Here is a 17,546-nt window from a genome sequence, read left to right as displayed (position 1 = left end):
AGCCCGAGAGCCCGAAGCCCCCGCGCCCAAAGCCCCAGTGACCGTCCCCGAAGCCCCGGCCGCGTTCCCCGCCGAGCCGCCCCGCGACCGGGAGCCCGGACCGGTCGAGGCGTCCCGGGTGTCCGGGGCCCCGCCCGGCGCGCCGCCCCGGGCCGTGGCAGCCCGGCCGTCCGGCGTGCCGCCGTCCGGCACCCGCCCCGCCGGGGCCCCGGTGCCCGTCCCGGGCCCCCCGTTCTGGCCCGCGCCGAGCGAAGCGCTTCCCGCCGCCGGACGCCGCTGCTCCGGAACTCGCGGTAGACCGTCCATCGCTCCCCCTGCTGCCCCGCCGCACGCAGTTGCCTCTGTCTGATCAAATACGCCCAACTGTGCCCGGCTGTGCCCGGTTCGTCTCTGCTCTGTCCGCTACGGGCCCTGCCCTGCCCGTGTGACGTTCTGCGGTGCACAGTTTGCCTTGTCGGGGGCGCGTGCGTCAGCCGTGCGAGACGGCTCTCACAGGGTCGTCGCACCAGTGACCGGATCCGGACAACTGACGGCTCGTCAGATTGGCGCTACCGTAAGTGCCATGGAGACCGCGGAGAGCACTGTGGAGAGCCCCCGGCACACCACCCCCGCCACGCCGCCGTTCCCGAGGATCATCTCGGTCGACGACCACACCGTGGAGCCCCCGCACGTCTGGCGGGACCGCCTGCCGGAGAAGTACCGCGACCGGGGACCGCGCATCGTCCGGGCACCCCTGAGGGAAATGACCTTTCTGGGAGGTAAGTTCGCGCCCGTGATGGGGGAGGAAGGGGAGGAAGGCCCCATCGGGGACTGGTGGGTGTACGAGGACCTGCGCCGGCCCCTGACCCGGCTCGACACCGCCGTCGGCTGCTCCCGCGACGAGATCAGGCTCGAAGTGATCACGTACGAGCAGATGCGGCCGGGCTCGCACAGCGTCCCGGAGCGGCTCGCCGACATGGACGTCAACCACGTCCAGTCCGCGCTGTGCTTCCCCACCTTCCCGCGCTTCTGCGGCCAGACGTTCACCGAGGCGAACGACCGTGACCTGGGGCTGGCCTGCGTCCGGGCGTACAACGACTGGATGGTGGAGGAGTGGTGCGGGCCCGCCGCCCGAGGTCGGCTGATACCGCTCACCCTGATCCCCCTGTGGGACGCGGAGCTGGCCGCCGCCGAGGTGCGGCGGAACGCGGCCCGCGGGGTGCGGGCCGTGGCGTTCTCGGAGATACCGCCCTATCTCGGGCTGCCGTCCGTCCACACCGGCGACTGGGACCCGTTCCTCGCCGCCTGCGACGAGACCGGGACCGTCGTCGCCATGCACATCGGCTCCTCCAGCCGCATGCCCTCCACCTCCGCCGACGCGCCGCCCGCCGTCGGCTCGACGATCACGTTCGCGAACTGCTGCTTCTCGATGGTCGACTGGCTGATGAGCGGCGCGTTCGAGCGCTTCCCCGGCCTGCGCGTCATGTACGCCGAGGGGCAGATCGGGTGGATCCCGTACGTCCTGGAGCGCGCGGACGTGGTGTGGGAGGAGAACCGCGCCTGGGGCGGTGTCGCCGACAAGGTGCACCGGCCGCCGTCCGAGCTGTTCGCCGAGCACGTCTTCGGCTGCTTCTTCGACGACGCCTTCGGGCTGCGCAACCTCGACGCCATCGGCGCCGGCAACGTCCTGTACGAGACCGACTACCCGCACTCCGACTCCACCTGGCCGAAGTCCCGCGAGGTCGGCGAGGCCCAGATGGCGCACCTGGCCCCGGACGTCGTGGAGCGGATCGTGCGCGGCAACGCCATCGAGCTCCTCGGCCTCACCCGGGACGGGCTGTGGCCGGGGGCGTGACGGCCGCGCCGGACGGCGGCCTCGCATACGGCATCCAACTGCCGGTGCAGGCGCGCAGCGTGGTGTTCGCCGAGACGTGGGAGGCCGAGGCCGGGCCCGCCGACCTGGTGGAGGTGGCGCGCGCGGCGGACCGGGCGGGCTTCGCGTACGTCGCCTGCTGCGACCACGTGGCCATCCCGCGGCGGCTCGCCGACGCCATGGGCACCACCTGGTACGACCCCGTCGCCACCCTCGCCCACCTCGCGGCCGTCACCGAGCGCGTCCGCCTGCTCAGCCACGTCGCGGTCGTGGGCCTGCGCCACCCGCTGCTCACCGCCAAGCAGTACGCGACCCTGGACCACCTCAGCGGCGGGCGGCTGCTGCTCGGCGTCGGCGCGGGCCACGTACCGGAGGAGTTCGCGGCGCTCGGCGTGGACTTCGCCCGGCGCGGGCCGCTGCTCGACGAGACGGTGGACGCGCTGCGGGCCGCGCTCGGGCCCGAGGAGTACCCCGAGCACCACGGCCCGGTGTACGACTTCGCCGGGCTCGGGCAGCGGCCGCGCCCCGCCCGGGGGCGCGTGCCGGTCTGGGTCGGCGGCTCCTCGCCCGCGGCGGTGCGCCGCGCCGCCACGCGCGGCGACGGCTGGCTGCCGCAGGGCGACCCGCGCGACGAGCTGCCCGCGAAGATCGGCACGATCCGGCAGCTCCGCGCGCAGGCGGGCCTTGACGGCGCGTTCACCGTCGGCGCCATCACCGAGCCCCTGTACGTGGGCGAGCCCTCCTGGCCGGTCGGGCGCAGGACGCTCACCGGGGCGCCGGAGGTCCTGGCCGCGTCGCTGCGCGCGTACGCGGCGATGGGCGTGCACCAGATCCAGGTGCGGTTCCGCAGCCGGAGCCGGGCCGAACTGACCGACCAGATGGCGGCGTTCGGCACCGAGGTGGCGCCGCTGCTCGGCTGAGCGGTCATCGCCGAGGGCCGAGCCGCCCTCACCGAGGAGAAGGGGACCCGGATGGGCAAGCTCGACGGGCGCGTCGTCATCGTCACCGGTGGGGCGCGCGGACAGGGGGAGCAGGAGGCGCGGCTGTTCGTGGCGGAGGGCGCGGGCGTCGTCATCGGCGACGTGCTCGACGAGCAGGGCAAGGCGCTGGCCGACGAGCTGGGACAGCGGGCCCGGTACACCCGCCTCGACGTGCGCGGCGAGGACGACTGGGCGGCGGCCGTCACCCTCGCGCGGGAGGCGTTCGGCAAGGTGGACGGGCTGGTCAACAACGCGGGCGTCCTGCGCTTCAACGAGCTGGTCAACACGCCCCTGGAGGAGTTCCAGGAGGTCGTGCAGGTCAACCAGACCGGGGTGTTCCTCGGCATCAAGGCCGTGGCCCCGCACATCGCCGACGCCGGGGGCGGCACGATCGTGAACGTCTCCTCGTACGCCGGGCTCACCGGCATGGCGTACGTCGGCGCCTACAGCGCGACCAAGCACGCCGTCGTCGGGCTCACCCGGGTGGCCGCCCTGGAGCTGGCGCGCAAGCGCGTCCGGGTCAACGCCATCTGCCCCGGCGCCATCGACACCCCCATGAGCAACCCGGGCCTGCTGGACCCGGCGGGCGACCCCGGGCGGGCCTCCCGCGGCCTGGACAAGCTGTACCGCAAGCACGTGCCGCTCGGCCGCGCCGGCCGGGCGGAGGAGGTGGCGCGGCTCGCGCTGTTCCTGACCGCCGAGGAGGACTCGGCGTACATCACCGGGCAGCCGTTCGTGATCGACGGTGGCTGGCTGGCCGGGGTCAGCGTTCTCTGACGACCCATCAGCTCAACCGCTGCCCGCTCTTGACGCCTCCGGGTGCCGGTGAAACAGTCGTAACCAGCAATCTGACGCTCCGTCAGAAACCGATGAGGACGGTGGACCGCCGTGGAATTCGGGCTCTTTGTCCAGGGGTACGTCGGCAAGCGGGCGCGGACCGACCCGCTCGCCGAGCACAAGGCGCTGATGGAGGAGACCGAGTACGTCATCGCGGCGGACAAGGCCGGGTTCAAGTACGCCTGGGCGTCCGAGCACCACTTCCTGGAGGAGTACTCGCACCTGTCGGCCAACGACGTCTTCCTCGGCTACCTCGCGCACGCCACCGAGCGCATCCACCTCGGCTCCGGCATCTTCAACCCGCTCGCCCAGGTCAACCACCCGGTGAAGGTCGCCGAGAAGGTCGCCATGCTCGACCACCTCAGCGAGGGCCGGTTCGAGTTCGGCAGCGGCCGCGGCGCCGGGTCGCACGAGATCCTCGGGTTCCTGCCGGGCATCACCGACATGAACCACACCAAGGAGATCTGGGAGGAGACGATCGCCGAGTTCCCCAAGATGTGGCTCCAGGACGAGTACGAGGGCTTCCGGGGCAAGCACTGGTCGCTGCCGCCCCGCAAGGTCTTCCCCAAGCCGTACGGGGCCGCGCACCCGGCGATGTGGTACGCGGCCGGGTCCCCGCCGTCGTACGCCATGGCGGCGCGGAAGGGGCTCGGGGTGCTCGGCTTCAGCGTGCAGAAGGTCTCCGACATGGAGTGGGTCCTGGAGCAGTACAAGACCGCGATCCGGGACGCGGAGCCCGTCGGCGCCTTCGTCAACGACAACGTCATGGTCACGTCGACGGCGATCTGCGCCGAGACGCACGAGGAGGCGGTCCGTATCGCCGTCGGCGGCGGCCTCAACTACCTCCAGTCCCTCGTCTTCCGCTACCACGACACCTTCCCGCGGCCCGAGGGCATCCCCGAGTGGCCCGAGGTGCTGCCCGAGTACACCGAGGACATCGTCGAGATGCTCATCGCCGAGGAGCTGATGATCTGCGGCGACCCGGACGAGGTCCTGCGCCAGTGCAAGCGCTGGGAGCAGGCGGGCGCGGACCAGCTCTCCTTCGGCCTGCCGATCGGCATCCCGTACGAGGACACCCTGACGACGATCCGCCTGATCGGCGAGCACGTGATCCCGAAGATAGACACGGACCCGGTCCACAGGACGACCCGCTTCCGCCGGGCGTCATAGCCGGACCGGCGGGATCTCCAGCCCGTCCGGCGTTTGAGGACGAGGCGCGAAGCGCCAACACGGGGGAAAGGGGCGAAGCCCCAGACGAGAAGGGCGGGGGCCCGGGGGCGGCAGCCACCGGTTCGGGAAGGGGCGGGCCTGGGGCGCGCCGCGAGGAGGTAACCGACCGCATGCTCGACCACCTCATCAAAGGCGCGACCGTAGTCGACGGAACGGGCGCACCCGCCCGCGCAGCGGACGTAGGGATCCGGGACGGGCGGATCGCCCGGGTGGAGCCCTCCGTCGCGGAGGGCAGCCGCACCACCGAGGAGGCCCAAGGCCTGGTCCTCGCCCCCGGCTTCATCGACCCCCACACCCACTACGACGCCCAGCTCTTCTGGGACCCCTACGCCACCCCCTCCCTGAACCACGGCGTGACCACCGTGGTCGGCGGCAACTGCGGCTTCACCCTCGCCCCGCTGCACCCCGAGCGCCCCGAGGACGCCGACTACACGCGCCGGATGATGGCCAAGGTCGAGGGCATGTCCCTGGTCGCCCTGGAGCGGGGCGCGCCCTGGTCGTGGCACTCCTTCGGGGAGTACCTGGACGCGCTGGAGGGCCGCATCGCGGTCAACGCCGGGTTCATGGTGGGGCACTGCGCGCTGCGGCGGTACGTGCTGGGCGCCGCCGCCGTGGGCGGGCAGCCGTCGGCGGACCAGCTCGCGCGGATGGTGGCCCTCGCGCACGAGGCGATGGACGCGGGCGCCTGGGGCCTGTCCACCACGCAGTCGTCGACGCACGCGGACGGCGACGGCGAGCCGGTGGCGTCCCGGCACGCGCGCCCCGAGGAGCTGCTCGCCCTGGCGCGGGCCGTCGGCGAGCACGAGGGCACCCAGGTGGAGGCGATCGTCGCGGGGTGCCTGGACCGGTTCCGGGACGACGAGGTCGAGCTGCTCGTGGAGCTGAGCGCGGCCGCCGGGCGGCCCCTGAACTGGAACGTGCTCACCGTCGACGCCGCCGTGCCCGAGCGCGTGCCGCGCCAGCTCCTGCCCAGCGAGCGGGCCCGGAAGGCGGGCGGCCGGGTCGTCGCCCTGACCATGCCGATCCTCACCCCGATGAACATGTCCCTGGGGACGTTCTGCGCGCTCCACCTCATCCCCGGCTGGGGCGAGGTCATGGGCCTGCCGGTCCCCGAGCGGGTGGCGAGGCTGCGCGACCCGGCCGTCCGCGCGGAGCTGCTGCGGCGCGCCACGAGCGAGGAGGCCGGGGTGTTCCGGCGGCTCGCCCGCTTCGACCGGTACGTCATCGGGGACACGTACTCCGCCGCGAACGCGGGCCTCACCGGGCGGGTGGTCGGCGACATCGCCGCCGAGCGGGGGCAGGACCCCTTCGCCTGCCTGGTCGACATCTGCGCCCACGACGACCTGCGCACGGTGCTGTGGCCCATGCCGACGGACAACGACCCCGCCTCCTGGGCGCTGCGGGCCGAGACCTGGCACCACGAGGACGTGCTCCTCGGCGGCTCGGACGCCGGGGCGCACCTGGACCGCATGTGCGGGGCGCCGTACACGACCAGGTTCCTCGGCGACTGCCTGCGCGGCCGGAAGCTGGTGGGCCTGGAGCAGGCGGTGAAGATGCTCACCGACGACCCGGCCCGTCTCTTCGGGCTGCGCGACCGGGGCCGGATCGCCGAGGGCCACCACGCCGACCTGGTCCTGTTCGACCCGGAGACGGTCGCGGCGGGCACCGCCACGCTGGTGCACGACCTGCCGGGCGACAGCCCGCGCCTGGACTCCAAGGCCATCGGCGTACGGGCCGTGTGGGTCAACGGCACCGTGGTGATCCGCGACGACGTGGTGACGGGCGAGGTGCCGGGAACGGTGCTGCGGTCCGGCCGGGACACGCGGACGGTGGCGACCAGGTGACGCACAAGGAGCGGCTGTTCATCGGCGGTACGTGGGTGGAGCCGGACGGCGGCCACTACGAGGTGACCGACCCCGCGACCGGGGAGGTCGTGGGGCTCGCGCCCGAGGCGTCCCCCGCGCAGGTGGACGAGGCCGCGGCGGCGGCGCGCGACACCTTCACGACGTGGTCGCGGACGGCGCCCGAGGAACGGGCCGCGATCCTCTCCAGGACCGCCGGCCTCCTCCAGCGGGACGCCGCGGCCCACGCGGAGCTGGCCCGGGCCGAGACGGGCGCGACCACCGCGACCGCCCGGTCCGCGCAGGTGGCGGTGGCCGTCGCCCGCTTCCGGCGGTACGCGAAGGGGGCCGTCGAACCCGTCGCGACGCCGCTGCCGCCGCAGGTCAACGCGGCGGGGCCGCTGGGCCGGGCGGCCGTGGTCGGGGCGGTGGCCGAGCGCAGGCCGGTCGGCGTGGTCGCCTGCGTCACCTCGTACAACAACCCGTGGGCCAACCCGGCGGGCAAGGTCGCGCCCGCCCTCGCGATGGGCAACACGGTCCTGGTGAAGCCCGCGCCGCAGGACCCGCTGTCGGTCTACCGGATGGCCGCGGCCCTGGCGGAGGCCGGGGCGCCGCCCGGGGTGGTCAACGTCGTCAGCGGCACCTCCGTGGCCGTCGGCGAGGCGGCGGTGGGCTCCCCGGACGTCGACATGGTGAGCTTCACCGGCTCCACGGCCGTCGGCCGCCGCATCGGCGAGGTGTGCGGGCGCGGGATGAAGCGGCAGCTCATGGAGTTGGGCGGCAAGGGCGCCGCGGTCGTCTTCGCGGACGCGGACCTGGACGCGGCGGTCGCCGGCATCGGCACCACGTTCTCCTTCTACAGCGGCCAGATCTGCACGGCCCCGACCCGCGTGATCGTCCAGCGGCAGGTGTACGGGCCGCTCCTGGAGAAGCTGACCGCGTACGCGACGCGCCTGAAGGTCGGCGACCCGCGGGAGCGGGACACCGTGGTCGGGCCGGTCATCTCCGCGGCCCACCGCGAGCGCGTCGAGTCGTACGTGGAACTGGGCCGCGAGGAGGGCGCGCGGCTGCTCACCGGTGGCACCCGGCCACGGGGCCTCGACCGGGGGCACTACGTCGCTCCCGCCCTCCTCGCCGACTGCGCCCCCGGCATGCGCGTGGTGCGGGAGGAGATCTTCGGGCCGGTCGTCGTGGTGGTCCCCTTCGACGGCGAGGGCGAGGCCGCCGAGGACACGGCGGTCGCGCTGGCCTGCGACACCGAGTACGGCCTCATCGACTACGTCTGGTCCCGCGACGTCGCCCGCGCCTTCCGCGTGGCCCGCCGCCTGCGCGCGGGCGGGGTCGGCGTGAACACCGTCGCCCGCAACATGGAGGCCCCCTTCGGCGGCTTCAAGTCCAGCGGGGTCGGCCGCGACTGCGGCTCGTACGCCCTGTCCGCGTACAGCGAGGACCAGGCGGTGGTGTGGTCGGGCTGAGGTCCGGCAGGGGCCACGGGACTAGGCCCACGAGGGTCCCTGCCTGGTCCCCGCGCCGGATACGGCGACCGCACGGGCCCAACTACCGTCCCGACCATGAGAATCGCACTGATCGGAACGGGAAACGTCGGCCGCGCACTCGCCCGCGCGTGGGCGGCCGTAGGCCACGAGGTGGTCCTGGGGTCACGGGACCCCGAGGCGAGGAAGGACGTCGGAGCGGAGCTCGGCCTGCCCCTGGCCACCGTCCGCGCGGCGGCGGAGCGGGCGGACGTGGTGGTGAACGCCACCCCCGGCGCGGAGTCCGTGGCCCTGCTGCGCGCGGCCGGTGCCGACGTGCTCGACGGCAAGGTGCTCGTCGACATCGCCGTGGGCTTCACCATGGAGCCGCACGGCTTCGTCCTCACCCACCCCGAGGAGTCCCTCGGCGAGGAGATCCAGCGGGCCTTCCCGTCGGCCCGCGTCGTCAAGACCCTCTCCACGATGGACTCCACCGCCATGGCGCCGCCGCCCGAACTGGCCCGGAACAGCACGGTGTTCCTGTCCGGCGACGACGCCGACGCCAAGGCCGTGACGCGCTCCCTCCTCACCGACCTCGGCTGGCCCGAGTCCTCCCAGCTCGACCTGGGCCCCATCCGGTCCGCCCGCGGCCAGGAGCACTTCGCCCACCTGTTCATCGCCGTCGCGGAAGCACTCGGCACCCACACCTTCACCATCCGGGTGGTCACCGAAGGGAGCGGAGGGGCGGAGAAAAAGTGAACGGAGCATGACGCATACGTTCGAGTGAAGGGCGGCATTTTCCAGAGGCAATTGCGGTAGCGCTCCCTAAAGTCGCGCACATGGTGAGTTCATCACACGAAGCGATGCACCGGATTTTCCATAAGGAACCCGGTGTCTTCGGCCGCGCCTTCCGCGCGCTCGACCTGCCGTTCCCCGAGCCGGTCGCGGTGTCCCTGTTATCCACCGACCTGACCGAGACCGCCCCTCTGGAGCGGCGGGTGGACACGCTGCTCCGCTTCGACACGGAGGACCAGGGCAGCTACCTGGTCGCCGTCGAGGCGCAGGGCCGCAAGGAGGCCTGCAAGCTCGCGAGCTGGGCCTACTACACGTCGTACCTCCACGCGAAGTACCAGCTCCCGACCGTCCTGCTCGTCACCTGCCAGGACAAGTCCACCGCGCTGTGGGCCTCGGGCCCCTACAGCGTCGGCCCCGCCCACTGGCCCATGCTCACGATGCGCCCCCTCGTCCTCGGCCCGCACAACGTGCCGCCCGTCACGGACCTGCGGGCCGCCGCCGCGGACATTCCGCTCGCGACCTTCTCCGCGATCACCCACGGAAAGGACGCGAATGCCGATGCCATACTGAAGACGCTGGCCGCCGCATTGCAGACCATCGACAGAGACGACGCGGACATCTTCTCGGAGCTGACCGAGCAGGGCCTGGCCAACAGCCCGGCACTCAAGACCTGGAGGGAACTGATGGCTGTCGACACTTCCTTTTTCCGCTCGGAGCGGGCGATGAAGCTGCGGGCGGAGGGGCACGCGAAGTCGGTCCTGCGCGTCCTGAAAGGACGTGGTGTCGCGGTGCCGGAGGCCGTGCGTGAGCGCGTCATGGGCTGTGGCGACCTGGAGACCCTTGAAACGTGGCTCGATCGGGCGCTGTCGGTCGAGTCCGCCGAGGAACTGTTCGCCGACGCTGACCGTTGAGGTGTGTCTTCGCGAGGGCGCGTCTTCTGTACGCGCCCTCGCGGGGTCGCGTCCTGAGGGAAGGGAACTGATGGCTGTCCCCAACTCATTCTTCCGCTCGGAGCGGGCGATGAAGCTGCGGGCGGAGGGCCGCGCGCAGGCGCGGGCCGAGGTGGTCGTACTCATCTTGGAGAAACGCGGTGTCACCGTGCCGGATGACGTGCGTGAGCGCGTCATGGGGTGCAGCGATCTGGACACCCTTGACGTCTGGTTCAGCCGGGCACTGAAGGCCGAGTCCGCCGAGGAGTTGTTCCGGGAAGCCGGCCGCTGAGGGCGGTGTCAGGTGTTGCTCGCCTCGTCCGTGCGCGCCCCCGCGAGGATCGCGTCCAGCAGGCCCGGGTAGCGGGCGTCCAGGTCGGCGCGGCGTAGCGTGAGCAGGTTCTCGCGGCCCGACGGGCGCTGGAAGATCACCCCGTTCTCGCGCAGCACGCGCCAGTGGTGGGTCATGGTCGACTTCGCCGTGACGCCCAGGGTGTTGAGGACACTGGTGCAGTTGTGGTCGCCGCCCGCGTCCAGGAGCCGGACGACGGAGAGCCGCAGCGGATTGCCCAGGGCCGTCAGGACGCCGTCGACGCGGATCTGGTCGGGCTCGGGGTGGCGGTAGCTCATACCGCCACCGTACCCCTGTCGCACTGTACGAAGACATACGGACCATTACGGCCGCAGGCCTTGCCGCTCCTCGCGATCGTACGTAAGGATGCGTACGTTCGGACTGTACGTATGTGCGCGTACAGTCGTGGTGTGGTGGTGAAGGGGCATACCTGTGTCTGATACACGCCGCCTGGGCTGGAGCCTCGCGCTGCTCGCCCTCGCGCAGACGGTCTTCGCGCTGGACCTCAACATCGTCTTCGTCGCGCTCCCCGAGATCGGGGAGGACCTCGGCTTCCCGGGCCAGACCCAGCAGTTGGTGGTGAGCGCGTACGTCGTCTTCGCGGGCGGGTTCCTGCTGCTCGGCGGGCGCGCGGCCGACCTGCTCGGGCGGCGGCGGATGTTCGTGCTCGCGCTCACCCTGTACGCCCTGTCGTCGCTCGCGGGCGGCCTCGCGGACAGCGCGGGCGTCATCATCGCGGCCCGCGCGGTGCAGGGCGTCGGCGGCGCGCTGCTGCTCCCGGCGACGCTCTCCCTGATCAACACCCTGTTCGAGGAGGGGCCCCGGCGGAACCGCGCGCTCGCCGTGTGGGGCGGCGCGGGCGCCAGCGGGCTCACGCTCGGCGCGCTGCTCGGCGGCGTGCTCACCGAACGCTTCGGCTGGCCCGCCGTGTTCTACGTGAACGTGCCGCTCGCCGGCCTCATCGCCCTCGCCGCGCTGTACGTCGTCCCGCGCGACCCGGCGCGCGGCGAGCGCCGCCGCTTCGACCTGCCCGGCGCGCTGAGCGTCACCGGCGGCTCGACCCTGCTGGTCTTCGGGCTCGTGGAGGGGCCCGAGCTGGGCTGGGGCGACCCGCTGGTGGTGGGGGCCTTCGCCGTCGCCGCCGTGCTGCTCGTGGCCTTCGCGCTCGTCGAGGCCCGCAGCGCCGACCCGCTGATGCCGTTCCGGCTTTTCCGCAACCGCAGCCTCACCGTCGGCATGACCGTCACGTTCGTCTACATGGCCACGTTCGGCGTGCTGCCGTACTTCCTGACGGTGCTGCTCCAGAGCGTGCACGGCTACAGCGCCCTGGAGACCGGCCTCGCCTTCCTCGTGCCGTCCGTCGCCATCGCCGCGGGCACCCAGCTCGGCGAGCGCATGACGACCCGGTTCGGCACCCGCGCCACGCTCCTGAGCGGCTTCGCCGTGGGCGCCGCAGGCACGGCCGTGCTCGCGCTCGGCTTCGACGACGGCGCGGGCTACGGCCTGCTCGTGCCGGGCCTCGTGGTCTCCGGCCTCGGCCAGGGCGTGGTGTGGACGGCCATGTGGATCGCCGCCGCCACCGGCACGCCCGCGCACGAGCAGGGCGTCGCCAACGGCATCGCGTCCACCGCCCTGAACATCGGCAACGCCATCGGCCTCGCCCTGTTCACCGTGGTCGCCGACGCCGGCACCGAGGGCAAGGCCGGGGCCGCGCTGCGCTCGGCGACCGCCGACGGCGAGTTCCTGGTGGTGCTCCTGACGGCGGCGGGCATGGCCGCGGGCCTGCTCGTCACGCTCGCCCTGCCCCGCTCGGGCGCGGCCCGCACCGTGCGCACGGCGCCACAGGCCGCGCCCGAGCTGGTCAACGCCCCAGGAAAATCGGGTTCGTGAGGGCCGCCATGGGCCCGGGGAGCGGCGGCGCCGTCTGCGGCTTGCGCACCTCGGCCCGTACGTAGGCGGCGTACGAGGCCGTGGTGCGCCACTCGGCGCTGCCCGTGCCGGACGGGCCCACGGCCGGGCTCGTGAACAGCACGCCCTGGTCGGTCACGAAGCGGATGACGCAGCCGGGGACGCCCTTGACGTCCAGGCGCACCGTCACCGGGTCGTCGGCGGCGACGCGCAGCCGCTCGCCGATGCCCGCGTGCGCGCCCTTGCCGCCGGCCGCGGAGAAGGACAGCTCGACCGCCTTGGACTCGGCGAGGTAGGAGCGGCCCGCGCGGATGCCGTCCAGGATCGCCTCGCGGGTCAGGTCCTCGGCGAGGACGACGGTCTGCGGGCGGCCGACCGGGTCCGGGTCGCGGTGGGCGTCGCTGTTGCCCATCGCGGGGAGCCAGCGGCGCCCGCCGCGCGCGGCCGCCACCAGGGCGTTGTCCCACTCGGAGAGCGCGACCTCGTCCTCGGGCGAGTACGCGCCGTTCCACACCTCGACGGCGTCCGCGTCGTTGAAGCCGAACTTCCAGTTGCAGCCGACGCAGGTGGCGTGCGGGTGGGCGGGCACGACCAGGCCGCCCGCGCGGCGGATGGCGCGGGCGTAGTGGCCGAAGCGGTTGTCGCGGGCGCGGTAGCGCCAGTCGACGAAGGTGCCGGGCTCCGTGCCGAGCGCGAGGACGTGCCCGTTGCGGGTGGTGACCTCCTCGCCGAGCAGCACCAGCAGGTCGTCGCCCGCGACGTCGGACCAGTGGGCGTGCGCGGAGTGCGTGTTGTGCTCGGAGGAGTTGATAAAGTCCAGGCCCGCCGCGCGGGCCAGCGCTCCGATCTCGGCGGGGGTGCGGCGCCCGTCGGAGTACCAGGTGTGCAGGTGGCAGTCGCCCCGGTACCAGGCGCGGCCCCGCCCCTTGGCCCGCTCCGGCGGGTACACCGGCTTCGGCGTCCGCCCGGGGTCGCCGTAGGTGAGGGTGATGGTCACCTCGTACGGCAGCCCTTGCGGGGACACCGTGTACGGGCCGAGGACGATGTGCCAGCGGCCCGCCCGCACCGGCCCGGGGAGGTAGCCGGGGGTGGCGTCGTCGGCGCGGAGGAAGAACTCCGTGCGGGCGCCGCCGGACCAGCCGCGGAAGCCCCGGCCGCCGAGGCCGGTGCCGCGCTCGTCGAAGATGCCGATGTCCAGGGCGTTGCCCGGGGTGCCGGGGGGCACGGCTGGCTTCTCGTACGCGTACGCCACGTGGATCTGCCGGACCCCCCGGGGGATCTCGACCGGCAGGTACACGAAGTCCGGGGCGCCGGTGGGCAGCGTCCCGCGGATGGTTCTGGTCTCCTGGCCCGAGCGCCGCTCCGCGGCCCCGGCGTCGTCGGCGAAGCTCACGGTCCCCAACGTAAGGGCGGTGGCGGCTCCGGTCACGAGCAGCGCCCGTCTGTTCAGGTGGCTTTCGTCCTCGCACATGCTGCGGCTCCCCAGAAGTCGGTGGCGAAGTGACGCGGGTGGTGCGGGTGGTGCGGGGCAACTCTGGTATTGAGCCGTGAACTCATCGGCAAGGGAAGGAGTTCGGCAGGTTTCGGTCCGGCCACGTGCGCCTGGTCGGCGGGACTGGGGCTTACGAGGGGCCTGGCCCTGCTCGGGCCGGTGAGATGCCCTGGCCGGGCCGGAGCTTGCCTGCGGCGGGGGCCCTGGCAGAAACGGTTGCGCGGCACCTGGGCGCTGTGCCCACCCTTCCCCAAGCTCTCGGCTCCGCTCGAGCAGGGGAGACCCCATTCGCCCTGTGGGGCGCCTGCCCACAGCGAGGAGGGAGCGGATCCCGCTCGTTCTGCGGAACGCCTGGCCACAGCGGAGGGGGTTGGCGTGCCCCGGCGGGGTGGTCGGTCCCGCTCGTATGCTCGGGGGCATGACCCACAGCGCGCACTTCCCCGAGGCCGGACCGCCCACCGCCAACGCCATGCGCCGTGCCCTCAGGCGGGCCAGGGACGGGGTCGCGCTGGATGTGGCGGAGGCCGCCGTGCTGCTCCAGGCGCGCGGTGACGACCTGGAGGACCTGGCGGCGTCGGCGGCCCGGGTGCGGGACGCGGGCCTGGCCGCGGCGGGCCGCGCGGGGGTCATCACGTACTCGAAGAGCGTGTTCGTGCCGCTGACCCGGCTGTGCCGGGACAAGTGCCACTACTGCACCTTCGTCACCGTGCCGGGCAAGCTGCGCCGCGCCGGGCACGGGATGTTCATGTCCCCCGACGAGGTCCTGGACATCGCCCGGCGCGGGGCCGAGCTCGGCTGCAAGGAAGCGCTCATCACCCTCGGCGACAAGCCCGAGGACCGCTGGCCCGAGGCCCGCGAGTGGCTGGACGCGCACGGCTACGACGACACCATCGCGTACGTGCGGGCCATATCGATCCGCATCCTGGAGGAGACGGGCCTGCTGCCCCACCTCAACCCCGGGGTGCTGTCGTGGACCGACTTCCAGCGCCTGAAGCCGGTCGCGCCGAGCATGGGCATGATGCTGGAGACGACGGCCGAGCGCCTGTGGTCCGAGCCGGGCGGCCCGCACCACGGCTCGCCCGACAAGGAGCCCGCGGTGCGCCTGCGGGTCCTGGAGGACGCGGGCCGCTCCTCGGTGCCCTTCACCAGCGGGCTGCTCATCGGCATCGGCGAGACGTACGAGGAGCGCGCGGAGTCGCTGTTCGCGCTGCGCCGCGTGGCCCGCGCGTACCACGGCATCCAGGAGCTGATCATCCAGAACTTCCGCGCCAAGCCGGACACGGCGATGCGCGGCATGCCGGACGCCGAGCTCGACGACCTCGTCGCGACGGTCGCCGTGGCCCGGCACATCATGGGCCCCTCCGGCTGCATCCAGGCGCCGCCGAACCTGGTGGACGGGGAGTACGGCCGCCTGATCCGGGCCGGGATCGACGACTGGGGCGGCGTCTCGCCGCTGACCATCGACCACGTCAACCCCGAGCGGCCCTGGCCGCAGATCGACGCGCTCGCCGAGCGGTCCGCCGCCGAGGGCTTCGAGCTGCGCGAACGCCTCTGCGTCTACCCGGAGTTCGTACGGCGCGGCGAGCCGTGGCTGGACCCGCGCCTGCTGCCCCACGTACGGGCGCTGGCCCTGGAGTCGGGCCTCGCGGACCCGGACGCGCCGGTGCGCGGCCTGCCCTGGCAGGAGCCCGACGAGGGGTACGTCGCCTCGTCCGGCCGCACCGACCTGCACCGCACCATCGACACCACAGGACGCACCGCCGACCGGCGTGACGACTTCGACGAGGTGTACGGCGACTGGGAGGCCCTGCGCGAGCAGGCCGCGCCCGGCATGGCCCCGTCCCGCATCGACGGCGACGTCCGCGCGGCCCTCGCCACGGCCGCCGACGACCCGACCCGGCTGACCGACGACGAGGCACTGGCCCTGCTGCACGCGGACGGCCCGGCACTGGACGCCCTGTGCCGGGTCGCGGACGACGTACGCAGGGCGGCCGTGGGCGACGACGTCACGTACATCGTCACCCGGAACATCAACTTCACGAACGTCTGCTACACCGGCTGCCGCTTCTGCGCCTTCGCCCAGCGCCGCACCGACGCCGACGCGTACACCCTGTCCCTCTCCCAGGTCGCCGACCGCGCGGCGCAGGCGTGGGACGTCGGCGCGGTCGAGGTGTGCATGCAGGGCGGCATCCACCCCGACCTGCCCGGCACGGCCTACTTCGACATCGCGGAGGCGGTGAAGGAGCGGGTGCCCGGCATGCACGTGCACGCCTTCTCGCCGATGGAGGTCGTCAACGGCGCGACCCGCACGGGCCTGTCGATCCGCGAGTGGCTCCAGCGCGCCAAGGAGTCGGGCCTGGACTCCATCCCCGGCACGGCGGCGGAGATCCTCGACGACGAGGTGCGCTGGGTCCTCACCAAGGGCAAGCTCCCGGCCGCCACGTGGATCGAGGTGGTCAAGACGGCCCACGAGGTGGGCCTGCGCTCCTCCTCCACGATGATGTACGGCCACGTGGACCAGCCCCGCCACTGGCTCGGCCACCTGCGCACCCTGGCCGCGATCCAGCAGGAGACCGGCGGCTTCACCGAGTTCGTCACCCTCCCCTTCATCCACACCAACGCCCCCGTGTACCTGGCGGGCATCGCCCGCCCCGGCCCCACCACCCGCGACAACCGCGCGGTCACGGCGATGGCGCGGCTGCTCCTGCACCCCCACATCCCCAACATCCAGACGAGCTGGGTGAAGCTCGGCGCCGAGGGGGCCGTGGAGATGCTGCGCTCCGGGGCGAACGACCTGGGCGGCACGCTGATGGAGGAGACCATCTCCCGGATGGCGGGCTCCGGTTACGGCTCGTACCGGTCGGTGCGGGACCTCGTCGCGATCGCGGAGGCGGCGGGCCGCCCGGCGAAGCCGCGCACGACCCTGTACGGCGAGGTGCCACAGGAGCGGGTGCGGGCGGCGGCGGCGTCGGACGGGCACCTGCCGGAACTGCTGCCGGTGCTGGAGGGGTAGGCCTCGCGGGGGCGCCCCACTGTGCCCATGAGCGCGCTCCGCGCGCGGGCGCCCCTCTCCCGTAACCAGGGGCTGCCGCCCCTGGACCCCGCTTTTCCGGCGCTCCGCGCCTCGTCCTCAAACGCCGGACGGGCTGGAATCCCCCCCGAGGCGCGCCGATGAGTCCCGGCCGTCGGCGGCCGACAAGTCCCAGCCGTGGGCGGCCGATGATGTCCGGCGTGGCAGCGGTGGAGATTTCCAGCCCGTCCGGCGTTTGAGGACGAGCGCGTCAGCGCGATGGCAGGGGCCCAGGGGGCGGAGCCCTTTGGGTTCCGGGGCAGGCCGCTGCCGACGGCACTCGCGACACATCGCCGCTTCCGGTGGAACACTGGACCCACACGACGTGACGTGCGGGCAGGGGAGGCCATGGCCGGGCCGTCGATGCAGGAGTTGATCCGGGGGCGGAGGCGCTCGGGGTTCGTGGGGCGGCGGGCGGAGATCGCCGCGTTCCGGGGGAACTTCGACGTGCCGGTCACCGACGAGCGGCACCGCTTCCTCTTCCACGTGCACGGCGACGCGGGCGTCGGCAAGACGTCGCTGGTACGGGAGTGGGAGCAGGTCGCCGTGGATCGCGGGGCGCTCGTCGCGTACGTCGACGAGGCCGTGGGCAGCGTCCCGGAGGCCATGGCCGCGCTGAGCGCGGAGTTCGCCCGGCGCGGGCGCCGCTGCAAGGAGCTGGACCGGATGCTCGCCACGCACCGCGAGCGGCGGCACGAGGCCGAGGCGGCCACGGTCGCGGCCGCGGCCGAGGCGGGCCAGGCCCTCGACGCCGCCCCGCCCCCCTCGCCCGGCACCGTGGCGGCGGC

14 protein-coding genes are annotated in these 17,546 nt (G+C 73.3%); 12 read left to right on the top strand and 2 right to left on the bottom strand.

Translation table 11 applies throughout. The features are described from left to right. Positions 1 to 562: 562 nt before the first annotated feature. From IE330_RS27630 to IE330_RS27590, 9 genes are all read left to right on the top strand, one after another. The gene (locus IE330_RS27630; RefSeq protein ID WP_190138858.1) at positions 563 to 1,834 is read left to right on the top strand and encodes an amidohydrolase family protein; all 1,272 of its coding nucleotides are present in this window, start codon (positions 563 to 565) and stop codon (positions 1,832 to 1,834) included. Beyond that, the gene (locus IE330_RS27625; RefSeq protein ID WP_190138857.1) at positions 1,831 to 2,772 is read left to right on the top strand and encodes a TIGR03619 family F420-dependent LLM class oxidoreductase; all 942 of its coding nucleotides are present in this window, start codon (positions 1,831 to 1,833) and stop codon (positions 2,770 to 2,772) included. The genes IE330_RS27630 and IE330_RS27625 overlap by 4 nt, the downstream gene beginning before the upstream one ends. 51 nt (positions 2,773 to 2,823) lie before the next feature. Next, the gene (locus tag IE330_RS27620; protein WP_190138856.1) at positions 2,824 to 3,609 is read left to right on the top strand and encodes an SDR family NAD(P)-dependent oxidoreductase; all 786 of its coding nucleotides are present in this window, start codon (positions 2,824 to 2,826) and stop codon (positions 3,607 to 3,609) included. Between the two features lie 111 nt (positions 3,610 to 3,720). Beyond that, positions 3,721 to 4,839: an LLM class flavin-dependent oxidoreductase gene (locus IE330_RS27615; protein WP_190138855.1), complete on the top strand. Its 1,119-nt coding sequence runs from the start codon at positions 3,721 to 3,723 to the stop codon at positions 4,837 to 4,839. Positions 4,840 to 5,009: 170 nt separating this feature from the next. Then, a complete protein-coding gene (locus tag IE330_RS27610; RefSeq protein ID WP_190138854.1) occupies positions 5,010 to 6,743 on the top strand; it encodes an N-acyl-D-amino-acid deacylase family protein in 1,734 nt (577 codons plus the stop codon). Continuing rightward, positions 6,740 to 8,215: an aldehyde dehydrogenase family protein gene (locus tag IE330_RS27605; RefSeq protein WP_190138853.1), complete on the top strand. Its 1,476-nt coding sequence runs from the start codon at positions 6,740 to 6,742 to the stop codon at positions 8,213 to 8,215. Before IE330_RS27610 ends, IE330_RS27605 begins: the two co-directional genes overlap by 4 nt. Before the next feature lie 96 nt (positions 8,216 to 8,311). After that, a complete protein-coding gene (locus IE330_RS27600) occupies positions 8,312 to 8,971 on the top strand; it encodes an NADPH-dependent F420 reductase (RefSeq protein WP_190138852.1) in 660 nt (219 codons plus the stop codon). A gap of 80 nt (positions 8,972 to 9,051) precedes the next feature. Beyond that, a complete protein-coding gene (locus tag IE330_RS27595) occupies positions 9,052 to 9,918 on the top strand; it encodes a hypothetical protein (protein WP_190138851.1) in 867 nt (288 codons plus the stop codon). 70 nt (positions 9,919 to 9,988) lie between these two features. Continuing rightward, on the top strand, positions 9,989 to 10,228 hold the full coding sequence (locus IE330_RS27590; RefSeq protein ID WP_190138850.1) for a hypothetical protein: 240 nt from the start codon (positions 9,989 to 9,991) through the stop codon (positions 10,226 to 10,228). An 8-nt stretch (positions 10,229 to 10,236) separates the two neighbouring features. Here IE330_RS27590 and IE330_RS27585 read toward each other — a convergent pair whose 3' ends face one another. Then, on the bottom strand, positions 10,237 to 10,566 hold the full coding sequence (locus IE330_RS27585; protein ID WP_190138849.1) for an ArsR/SmtB family transcription factor: 330 nt from the start codon (positions 10,564 to 10,566) through the stop codon (positions 10,237 to 10,239). Positions 10,567 to 10,720: 154 nt separating this feature from the next. Here IE330_RS27585 and IE330_RS27580 point away from each other — a divergent pair, with 154 nt between their 5' ends. Continuing rightward, positions 10,721 to 12,178, top strand: a complete 1,458-nt coding sequence (locus tag IE330_RS27580; protein WP_190138848.1) for an MFS transporter — start codon at positions 10,721 to 10,723, stop codon at positions 12,176 to 12,178. Here the strand turns inward: IE330_RS27580 and IE330_RS27575 are convergent. After that, entirely contained in the window at positions 12,150 to 13,667 is a 1,518-nt protein-coding gene (locus IE330_RS27575) for a CehA/McbA family metallohydrolase (RefSeq protein ID WP_190138847.1), read from the bottom strand. The genes IE330_RS27580 and IE330_RS27575 overlap by 29 nt on opposite strands. 439 nt (positions 13,668 to 14,106) lie before the next feature. Here IE330_RS27575 and IE330_RS27570 point away from each other — a divergent pair, with 439 nt between their 5' ends. Further along, positions 14,107 to 16,701, top strand: coding sequence for a bifunctional FO biosynthesis protein CofGH (locus IE330_RS27570; protein ID WP_229925972.1), 2,595 nt, complete (start codon positions 14,107 to 14,109; stop codon positions 16,699 to 16,701). A 405-nt stretch (positions 16,702 to 17,106) separates the two neighbouring features. Next, a partial coding sequence (locus IE330_RS27565) for an ATP-binding protein (protein WP_229925971.1) occupies positions 17,107 to 17,546 on the top strand: 440 nt, incomplete at its 3' end.

Source organism: Streptomyces longispororuber, from assembly GCF_014656095.1.
Taxonomy (GTDB): Bacteria; Actinomycetota; Actinomycetes; order Streptomycetales; family Streptomycetaceae; genus Streptomyces; species Streptomyces longispororuber.
The sequence above is the reverse complement of the archived record's forward strand: the minus strand, read 5'-3'. Positions and strand labels throughout refer to the sequence as shown.